The sequence below is a fragment of the Flavilitoribacter nigricans DSM 23189 = NBRC 102662 genome, from assembly GCF_002646595.1.
Classification (GTDB): domain Bacteria; phylum Bacteroidota; class Bacteroidia; order Chitinophagales; family Saprospiraceae; genus Flavilitoribacter; species Flavilitoribacter nigricans.
Genome location: NZ_PDUD01000093.1, coordinates 1 through 8,013 on the forward strand (window position 1 = coordinate 1; position 8,013 = coordinate 8,013).

An 8,013-nucleotide genomic window follows, 5' to 3' on the forward strand; every position below is an offset into this window, starting at 1 on the left:
ATAGTGGGATTGGGATAAGTCCCGTCCAGATCCCCGCCGGCAGCTCCGGAGGGAGGACCACCTCCGCCCGTGCCACTTCCACCGACCTGGATAGCTCTTCCGGTGCCATCGATGTAGTACAACAAAGAATCTCCTACCTGTACAAAATTCCCCAGGTTCAGGGTATTACCGGTGGCAGGTGGAGCCGAGGCGATCGGAATAGGATTAATCACCGGCACGAAATATTTCCGGGCTGTTGCGAATTTGATCTTCTTATCTGCGCCGTCTTCCTGGCTGTAGATAGCATCGTTATCGCCGGCCGTCGTTTTCTCCGGGAAGGTGATCGGCTTACGTTGTGCCGACAGACTTACCGCCAGCAGCAGAAAACAGATGATATAGTAAAATCGAATACGCATTGAACAGTTTTTTAAGGCGGGGTGGAGATCTCGTAAGATCTCCAACCCCTATCGGACTGGGCAAACAGTAGGATATGCGTTTAGCCCAAAGGACTATTAAGAGTGTGGCTGGCGTAGGATCGCTCCGGCATGCTTCAGGTTCGAAGCCGTTTGGCCCCACGGACCAATATAGGCCCGGGTCAGGAAGCTGGCCAGGTCTGCCTGTTTACCAGGATGCTGGTTTTGTTCAAACAATTCCGTACTACCCAAAGCAGTGCAGAAAGTCTGACCAGGCACGTAAGCAATAGCTGATTTAAAATCAGTATCCACCGTATAGGTAGCACCGTAAGCGAACTTGGTGCTGTCCGAGGCTTTGTACCAGGGCGTACGATCGTCACAGTACAGCGTAAACCCGGCAATCTGCAGCGGGATCGGCTCCCGGCCCATGGCCTTACCAGTCAGACCGCCATTACTGATCTTACTCAGGATGGCTCCGATCGGCGCGGAGTTACTGTACTGCGCCTTCAGGATGTCATCGTTATTCACCAGGTACCAGTAGGTATAGGAATCCACCATCAGTTGCCAGTCGGCGTTCTTCAGGCCGGGATATTGAATATCCAGTAAGATCCGCAGGTTGGTAATGTCGGAACGCACGATGGCATCGTAACCATCTCCAGCGTCCGGATTGGCAGTAGCAGCAGAGATAACCGGAGTCTTAGTCGCTGTAGCTGCGGGGCCGATATTCCAGATACCCTCTACGGCAATACGATCGACTAAAGCCAAACGCATGTCCTGCAACAGGCTTTGCTTTTTGTCGTAAGGAAGAGCGAAAAGATCGACCCGAGGCAGCACCATTTGTTCGGTACTGTAGTTATCGAGATCGACATAATCTGCCACATCGGTACGCATGTAAACATCCAGTTCGGTATCACCGTCGGTACGGAAATTTTTTACGATGTTGGGGCGCGGGCCTTTGTAGGTAAAATTGATCCGATCGTTTTCCACCGCATAGCTCATGTTAGCACCATGAGACAGAAAGTGGTCGTTGTCGAAGAATTCATCCACATCTCCGATCAACAGATCAATCCACAATTCTTTCAGCAATCCAGCCATTATATTAGGATTAAGATTTTACAAATAGATTTTAAGATCCTACGCCTGCCCGGGCGTTTCTCCGTAATATCAGGCAGTTACCTTGGCCTTGCCGGATTTACGCAAATGAGCCATCTTAGCATCTAAAAGCAGATTAAGCTCTTCATCCGGCAGAGTATTCAGCTTACCTGCTTTATCCAGCTCATCGTACCGCTCAACCAGGCTCAACTGATCGCCATCTTTGTTATCCAGTTGCTGAGTGATCGGCTTGTAAGCTTGCATCGACTCCAGAGCATCCTTAGTGGCATCGAAGTTCTCGGCAGCCAGTTTAAGGAAGTGAGGTTTTTGCGCCTCGGTGATCTTGCCGGCAGTGAGGGCTGCAGACACCAGAGTTTCCACCTTATCATTGGTGCTTTGCTGTTCCAGCGCAGCCAGGCGATCTCCCAGAGTCTTATTGTCAGCAGTCAACTTGGCGACCTGGTTACTCAACTCAGTAGCTTTCGCTACGATCTGAGTTTCGTTAACATCTTCAGGCATGCCCAGCGCAGCTGCGACCATTTTCGTAATGTCCATCTTATTCTCTTTTTGTGAATTAGAAAGGATTGGTAAGATATTGTCAAGCTCATCCGGAGCAGTATCTGCGCTAAGCATGAGCGTTTTGCCTTGGAAAGAAAGTTTGTGGCAGTTGGGATTCGAGGGGATGTCGGCGATACTTGCCTCCAGTAACACGCTTTTGGTCACCGTCGGCCGGATCTGGCCGGGTATCATCATCTTCGGATCTTCACTGATAGCCACGAAATCGAACCCGATAGAGGCCGTATTAAGAATGCCTTTCTCGAATTTCTTGGCAACCTTCTGAGCGAACTCATCATCCTCGTCAAACTCAGCATCCGCCAACAATTGACCATTTTCTTTGCGGATATTACTCCATTTCCCGATAGGGAGAATATCCTTTGGATGGTTATGCCGAACACTGCGATGATGGTTGTACAACATCACTGGATTTTTCTTGAAATCCTTGATATCAATACCATTAGTCAAAACGCGATAACCATGACGGTTCAGGCTTTCATCGCTCAACACTACAGTGATCGGAGGCATATTCGCTAATTGAGTTTTCGAATCAACAACAACACAAAAATGAGGCTTCCGGCACACCTATACAAATTGTAATATTTTATTTTACAGACAGTTATGTTTGTTTTAGTTTATTCTAAAAATATTTTTTTAATAGTTTAAATACTGGTGTGATGTTCGCAAATTTGCAAACATGAAGAAGCGCATAAGTGCCGAGAAACGACATCGGGCGCGAGAGCTGTACGTGGATACAGACCTGAGCCAGGGAGAGATAGCCGGGATAGTCGGTGTATCTCCAAAAACTATGTCCAACTGGGTGAACGACGACAACCAGGCATGGAAGCGAACCAAGTCCGCCAAGTCGATCACTAAGGACAAGGTGATCGCCAGCTGGTACCGGCAGCTCGACGAACTCAATAAATCAATCGCCAACCGGGAAGTAGATAAACGCTACCCCACGCCCGCTGAAACCGACCAAATGGTGAAGATCGCGGCCAGTATCGACAAGCTGGAGCGATCCTACAATTTTGCCATGTACCACCAGGCGATCGATGAGCTGACCGATTTTCTCACTATGCGCGATCAGCAGGCAGCGGCCATTGTGTCTAAGTATGCGCTTGATTTCCTCAAAGCAAAATCTCGTAAGCTGAATGGGTAAACTAAACGATAAGCAGCTCCTCCAGGAATACGAAGCCAAGTTTCAGCGCATTGCTGACTCTACAGTCAAAGGTGTGCCGGCATTCGAAACCGAAGAGGAGAAGCAAAAGCGTGTAGCCAAAGCCCTGGACGATTACGAATTTTTTGCCACCTACTATTTCAGCGACTACATCGCCGGCAACAAGCTGGCCAAGTTCCAGAAGCAGGCCGCTCGGTATATGGACCGGGCGAAATATTGCATCTACCTGCTGCAGTGGTTCAGGGAGGCCGGCAAATCGGTACACACGGAAATCTTTTACCCCATGTGGCAATACTACCGGGGTAACCTCACCGGCATGATCACCGGGTCCGCTAATGAAGACCTGGCCATGCGTTTGCTTTTCGATATCAAGGTCAATTTTGAGACCAATTTCAAGTTGATCCACGATTTCGGCAAACGTCAGAGTTTAGGCAACTGGTCAATGGATAATTTCATCACGAATGACGGAATTCAATTCCTTCCATTCGGCATTAAGCAATCCCCTCGTGGTACCAGGTTCGGTCCCAATCGCCCAAATTACGGTGTGATCGATGACCTTAACGATAAGAAGTCGCTTAAGAATGATGCCATCTCCCAGGAGCAATTCGAATGGGTGAAGGAAGATTTCATTGGTGGTCTCAATACTAAGCGTTGGACGTGCGCCATCCCGCAAAACAAGTTCCACAAGAACACCATTACCGCAAAATTTGAGGAGAATAAAGAGGTAGAGTTTGTTAAACTCCACCGAGTAAACATCCTCAACGATGATGGCGAAAGTAACTTTCCTGAGCACATCACTACCGAGGAAGCCATCGCCAAAAATAAAGCGATGGGCTACTTCAGCAGCCAGCGGGAGAACTTCAATAACCCCCTCGAGGAGGGCAAGATCTTCAAAAGGGATTACATCAAGTGGGGTAAACGCAAAGCCTGGACCTGGTACGATGCCTGGGTAGCCTACGCAGACCCGAGTTACAAGAACAGTGATAAGTCGGACTACAAGGCGGTGATCCTGGTGGCCAAGAAAGGCCCCCGGTATTTCGTGAGCCGGGCCATGGTGGCCAAGGCTACCATTGCGGATATGTTCGAATACCACTACACGCTCGATGAGGAGGTAGGTGATCATGCGCTGATCAGACACTGGATGGAGGCCAACTTTATTCAGGGTATGCACTTCAAAGCCCTGGAGCCGCTACAGAAGAAACACGGACGCCGGCTGCGGGTAAGTGGAGACATGCGATCTAAGCCGGATAAGTTCCAGCGGATCTCCTCCATGGAGCCACTCTTTGAAAACGGCATGCTGGAGTTTGATCAAACGCAGCAGAAAGATCCGGGCATGACCATGCTGATCGATCAGCTATGTGCTTTTGAAAAAGGCTCCAGTGTAAACGATGACGGACCCGACGCCCTGGAGGGCGCGATCTATAAACTCGATGAGATGCAGGCGCTGAGCACACCGCCCAAAACGATACCTCGTCGAAAATCAAAATTTGCTTTTTAACCAAACCACAATACCATGTTACGTAACATCGGATATCTCTTCTTCGTGGTGTTTTTTGCTCTGGGTACGTATCTCTTCCTGACGGATGGGCAACGACAACACCTGGCAAAAGAATCGCCGCCTGCTGAATACCAGGTTAAACAGTATTCGAACAACGACCAAACGGCATTCGAGCACGCTCCCACCCGGGTAACGCCCCGGGCGTACGCTGACGATAGCGGTGCGGTACTGGTGCAACTACCGGCACAGGCCGAAGATGGTGAGGTGATCGTTATCGAACCCGCTCCGAGTGGAGGCATCGTTAACTGGGTCACCTGGTTTTACCGAAACTTTCAGGTCTTTGCCGCGATCCTATTAGGCTTACTGGTCGCCATTGAACCCATCATCAGGTGGACGCCAACCGAAAAAGACAATAACCTGCTCCGGATCATTCAGTCCTGGCTCGATAAAGTAGCGCCAAACCGACGAACCGGCGGCGGCACTTTTGCCGCCTTTAAGGATACTAAAGATGCTCCCTCTATTGCCTACGTACCTCCTAAACGGGAATAGCGGAGCCGGCCAAACTTCGTTCAGTTTAGAAAAAAGGGAAGGGTGAGCAGCCGATAGAACGCCACTGAGCTATCCGTTGCCCCTTCCAACAACTTTATAATTATGTATCGTTTTATCTGCACATACGATTATCTCACTATCATTCGCGAAGCTATCAAGAGCAGTGTCACGGATGATACAGACAATCGCCGACTGGTAGCCGAACAATTCGCCCGCGACGAAATGGAAGGTTACCTCAATCTGGAGTACGACGTAGACCGCATCTTAAACTTCCGGGTATTTGATGCGGATGATGCCGGCGTGCACAAAGTTGGAGACCTGGTGATCAATAACAGCACCGATAAACAATACGTGTGTATTCAGGATGGTGCAACCGGGTCCGATGCAGATCTTGCGGATACGAATAAGTTTGTCGAAGATAAGCTGGAGGTGATCAAAACCTATGCAGCAGAAACAGCATACGCTGTGGGTGATACAGTGGTAGGCCCGGACAAAGTACGTTACCTGGTGATCAAAAGTATACCTACTGAGGGTAAACTGCTGAGCGATACGGAATATTTCTGGACCAAGCGCAATGCCCTGATGGTGATGTTGTACGTAGATATCAGCGCCTATCATTATCACGCACGGATAAGCGCCAACCAGGTACCTCAACTTCGCATCGATCGATACCTCGATGCAATCGATAAATTGAAGCGAATCCGGCGCAAGGAACTCACACCGGCCATCCCCCGGGCAGATCTGAACGCAGACGGTGAACCCGACTCCGGGTCGATAGTGATGTGGAGTAATGAAAAGCGCGACAACAACTGGTGATCAATTCAACAGTTTCACCCAAGCTACCCAATCATCATACAGCATGTGCCGAAGTGATGTTTGTTGTGGCAAAAAGTTCTTATACATACGATAGGCACAACTAGGTATAGTGCAGGATGGTTGGAAAAACATATCTGACAATACCTCTTTAGCTTCAGGATCTCTCAATAATTCGAAGAGATTTTTGAGGCCAGAGCGTGGAACATAAAGCGCCTTGTTAGTTAAACCTTTCCGGAGGATCCCATTTTCACGAACCGGAATGTAAGTATAACTACTCAGCTTCATCATTCCACAGGCCCGTGCCACATCGTTCAACTTATAGTATTTGACACCGTCTTCGATGATGGTATGCACTACAACGTCACCCAGTTTAAAGTGACCGTAGCCATCATCTTCAACGATTGGTTCTTTAATCTCCAGTAGAAGATCTTGCAAAAAATCAACGATCTGAGATTTGAAGTCATTCGGAAAATCATAATCAAGCAGGGCTCTCAGGAAGTCAAACAGATCCTGGTACTCTAATTCTGCAAACTTGATCTTTAGATTTTTGGTGTCGTTTTTTACGGAGAATTTAAACTGTAGACCATTGTAGTCAAAAACGAAATTGTTGGGTTTTCCCATGCGGTTGTATTTATTTGTTTCCGCAAAGATAAAACAATTTGGTTTTTATCTGTTCTGATGCTGTTTTAATTCTTCGCCTTAACACAGTTTAATACACTCGGCAATGAGCATGCAAAAAGATCGATCAGGATGGAATTCTTTCAAACGGCTGTTTGTGGTAGAAAAAGCCGAAACGGGAATGCTGTCAGCTGCCAAACCGGCCACCGAAACACAAGAGGTAAAAGCCGGCAAAAAGATACAGGTCGATAAGATCACGCTACTACGCAGTGCTCCCGACATCGGGCGCTGGCGGAGCGCTTTGATGGTTGCCGAAAGCAAGACGCGTCCGGATCGCCGAATGTTGTACCAGGTGTACAATGAGATTGTGATCGATGCGCACCTGGAGAGTGTAATGAGTCGCATTCGCCTGAAGTGCACGAACAACCCAATCCGTTTTTACAATGTCGATGGGGAGGAGATGGAAGGTGATGTGAACGACATGACTAAAACAATCTGGTTCATGGACCTGGTCACCCTCATCATTGAGAGTAAGTGGTGGGGCCATAGTCTGATCCAGTGCAATTTTCTCGATAAAACCTTTTCTCCTGATACCACCCAGGGCATAGAACTCATCCACCGGCCCAACGTACGCCCGGAATATGGCGACGTATTACCCACCCAGGGCGATGAGAAAAACGCTATACCATACCGTAAACCGCCATACAGCAACTACCTGATCGAAGTAGGCAAGCCGCTGGATCTCGGATTGCTCAATGTGGTAGCCCCAAATGTGTTATATAAAAGATACGGCGTAAAAGACTGGGCTGAATTCCTGGAAGTATACGGTATGCCCATCCGGGAGATCCAATACGATCCGAACATCCCAGGCCAGCGCCAGGAAGCAGAGAGCATTCTGGAGGATCAGGGCAGCAATGCCGGCATCGCTACGCCCATGGGCAGTACCTTCAATCTGCATGATACCGCCAAGGCCGGCAACAGCCAGGCTTTCGATCTGAACGCCAAGTTCCATAATGGAGAGATCTCCAAAGCCTTCCTGCTGCAGACAATGACCACCGAGAACGGTAGCAGCCTCAGCCAGGCAGAAGTACACCAGGAAGCCGAGAAAGAGGCTATCATGGGTTACCGCCTGTTTGTAGAGATGGTGCTCAACTTCAAACTAAAACCCATCCTGGAGCGTCACGGCTACCAGGTAGGTGATGGCACCTTCCGCTACGACGATCGCCGTCAGCTTAACAAAGCCCAGCTCGCCGACCTGGTTGTGAAACTGGCCACGGTGACCGACATCCCCATGTGGTGGATCTCCGAAACCT

At 49.0% G+C, this 8,013-nt stretch carries 9 protein-coding genes; 5 read left to right on the top strand and 4 right to left on the bottom strand.

Annotated features, from left to right (window positions below; translation table 11 throughout):
* From CRP01_RS41325 to CRP01_RS41335, 3 genes are all read right to left on the bottom strand, one after another.
* Window positions 1–395, bottom strand: a 395-nt coding sequence (locus tag CRP01_RS41325; protein ID WP_143473771.1) for a hypothetical protein, incomplete at its 3' end; no start/stop codon positions are given.
* Between the two features lie 96 nt (window positions 396–491).
* Window positions 492–1,487 carry a hypothetical protein gene (locus CRP01_RS41330; RefSeq protein ID WP_099155977.1) on the bottom strand — a complete coding sequence of 332 codons (996 nt, stop codon included), beginning with the start codon at window positions 1,485–1,487 and terminating at the stop codon, window positions 492–494.
* A gap of 69 nt (window positions 1,488–1,556) precedes the next feature.
* Window positions 1,557–2,567 carry a phage protease gene (locus tag CRP01_RS41335; protein ID WP_099155978.1) on the bottom strand — a complete coding sequence of 337 codons (1,011 nt, stop codon included), beginning with the start codon at window positions 2,565–2,567 and terminating at the stop codon, window positions 1,557–1,559.
* Between the two features lie 169 nt (window positions 2,568–2,736).
* Here CRP01_RS41335 and CRP01_RS41340 point away from each other — a divergent pair, with 169 nt between their 5' ends.
* The 4 genes from CRP01_RS41340 to CRP01_RS41355 all read left to right on the top strand — a co-directional run bounded on the left by CRP01_RS41340 (window position 2,737) and on the right by CRP01_RS41355 (window position 6,082).
* Window positions 2,737–3,201 carry a hypothetical protein gene (locus tag CRP01_RS41340; protein WP_099155979.1) on the top strand — a complete coding sequence of 155 codons (465 nt, stop codon included), beginning with the start codon at window positions 2,737–2,739 and terminating at the stop codon, window positions 3,199–3,201.
* The gene (locus tag CRP01_RS41345; RefSeq protein ID WP_099155980.1) at window positions 3,194–4,717 is read left to right on the top strand and encodes a hypothetical protein; all 1,524 of its coding nucleotides are present in this window, start codon (window positions 3,194–3,196) and stop codon (window positions 4,715–4,717) included. Before CRP01_RS41340 ends, CRP01_RS41345 begins: the two co-directional genes overlap by 8 nt.
* 15 nt (window positions 4,718–4,732) lie before the next feature.
* Window positions 4,733–5,266 carry a hypothetical protein gene (locus tag CRP01_RS41350; RefSeq protein ID WP_099155981.1) on the top strand — a complete coding sequence of 178 codons (534 nt, stop codon included), beginning with the start codon at window positions 4,733–4,735 and terminating at the stop codon, window positions 5,264–5,266.
* A 102-nt stretch (window positions 5,267–5,368) separates the two neighbouring features.
* Window positions 5,369–6,082 (top strand): hypothetical protein, encoded by a 714-nt coding sequence (locus CRP01_RS41355; RefSeq protein ID WP_099155982.1) that lies wholly within the window; start codon window positions 5,369–5,371, stop codon window positions 6,080–6,082.
* Here CRP01_RS41355 and CRP01_RS41360 read toward each other — a convergent pair whose 3' ends face one another.
* A complete protein-coding gene (locus CRP01_RS41360) occupies window positions 6,083–6,703 on the bottom strand; it encodes a hypothetical protein (RefSeq protein WP_099155983.1) in 621 nt (206 codons plus the stop codon). It lies immediately after the preceding gene.
* A gap of 103 nt (window positions 6,704–6,806) precedes the next feature.
* Here CRP01_RS41360 and CRP01_RS41365 point away from each other — a divergent pair.
* On the top strand, window positions 6,807–8,013 hold a 1,207-nt coding region (locus CRP01_RS41365; protein WP_143473772.1), incomplete at its 3' end, for a phage portal protein family protein.

Coding starts and splice junctions, on each gene's coding strand:
- CRP01_RS41330 (WP_099155977.1), bottom strand. CDS start 1,487: ATGGCTGGATTGCTGAAAGAATTGTGGATTGATCTGTTGATCGGAGAT.
- CRP01_RS41335 (WP_099155978.1), bottom strand. CDS start 2,567: ATGCCTCCGATCACTGTAGTGTTGAGCGATGAAAGCCTGAACCGTCAT.
- CRP01_RS41340 (WP_099155979.1), top strand. CDS start 2,737: ATGAAGAAGCGCATAAGTGCCGAGAAACGACATCGGGCGCGAGAGCTG.
- CRP01_RS41345 (WP_099155980.1), top strand. CDS start 3,194: ATGGGTAAACTAAACGATAAGCAGCTCCTCCAGGAATACGAAGCCAAG.
- CRP01_RS41350 (WP_099155981.1), top strand. CDS start 4,733: ATGTTACGTAACATCGGATATCTCTTCTTCGTGGTGTTTTTTGCTCTG.
- CRP01_RS41355 (WP_099155982.1), top strand. CDS start 5,369: ATGTATCGTTTTATCTGCACATACGATTATCTCACTATCATTCGCGAA.
- CRP01_RS41360 (WP_099155983.1), bottom strand. CDS start 6,703: ATGGGAAAACCCAACAATTTCGTTTTTGACTACAATGGTCTACAGTTT.